Below are 1,107 nucleotides of genomic sequence, written 5' to 3'. Positions count from 1 at the left end.
GGGCTCTCCGCCTGGGCCGGTATGACTTCTCCCCCCTCAAGCGCACAACCCTGATTACACGCCCCTAGCCCGGCACAAAGATCACTTTCGACGGCTCCCAGACCCGGCCCCAAAGGGCGACGAACCCGAAGGGGTAGCACCCCTCCCGACAAACACCGGGCGGTAGCCGGCAAGCCGTAAGCCGTTCCGGCGCCCTTACTGGGCGCTGCCCTGACAAAGAGAGAAAAGAGTCATGTGTCGACTTCTGGGCGTTGTCGGCAGAAACCCGCGCCTGGTCAATGACCTCCTAACCCACGACCTTCACCCGTTCCTCGCACTGGCCGATGAACACAAGGACGGATGGGGAATGGGGCTGCGCTCCCATGACAATGCCATCAGGACTGTAAAGGACCCCGCGCGCGGCGACGGCAGCGCTCAACTTCAGGAGCTGCTCCATACCTGCACCACTGACATCGCCCTGCTGCACCTGCGTATGGCCAGCCAGAACTTTCCCGTAACACCCACGAACACCCACCCCTTCGGGGACACTACGGTGGCGTTCGCCCACAACGGCGACTTCACACCCTCCACCGCGCTTGACGGGGTGATCGGGACTGAAATGCTCGCGACAGCCGAAGGAGACACTGACAGTGAACGCTTCTACCTCGCCATACGCCGCCGCTTGAATGAGGGTCTTGATCCGGCGAAGGCCATCCTGCAGACCGCCGCAGACATCCGTACAAGGGCGGAAGCCTTTGTCAGTCTGAACTGCCTGCTGCTGACGCCGGACGCTCTGTTCGCTTACACCGAGCACGACCCGCACTCTGAGGTCATAGGCCGCCGCGGACCAGGCTACTTCGGCATCCACTACCGACAGGACTCGGACGCTGTGGTTGTCGCCTCCACCGGCTGGCCACACCCCACCCCGGAGTGGAACACTCTGCCCGAATACCACGTACTGCAGATCACCCCAGGCTCCCTCGACCTGGCCATGCACAGCGCTTGACCTGCCCCGCCCGACCGCACCGCCGTCGTCTCGTAGGAACACGCCAGCGACCACCACCACGCGACACCGTCCGGCAGCCCTCGACGCTCTGTCTGCACGGCCCCTTGGGAGAGTTGGCGTGA

At 63.9% G+C, this 1,107-nt stretch carries 1 protein-coding gene; it reads left to right on the top strand.

Annotated elements, in window-relative coordinates:
• Positions 1–232 precede the first annotated feature (232 nt).
• Positions 233–985, top strand: a complete 753-nt coding sequence (locus AB0N17_RS46855; protein WP_366017750.1) for a class II glutamine amidotransferase — start codon at positions 233–235, stop codon at positions 983–985.
• Positions 986–1,107 lie beyond the last annotated feature (122 nt).

The organism is Streptomyces sp. NPDC051133 (assembly GCF_040682635.1).
In the GTDB taxonomy this organism is placed as follows: Bacteria; Actinomycetota; Actinomycetes; order Streptomycetales; family Streptomycetaceae; genus Streptomyces.
This window is presented reverse-complemented; position numbering and strand designations above follow the sequence as displayed.

What these genes read in the sequence shown, in the direction of transcription:
- AB0N17_RS46855 (WP_366017750.1), top strand. Translation starts at nt 233, where the DNA reads ATGTGTCGACTTCTGGGCGTTGTCGGCAGAAACCCGCGCCTGGTCAAT.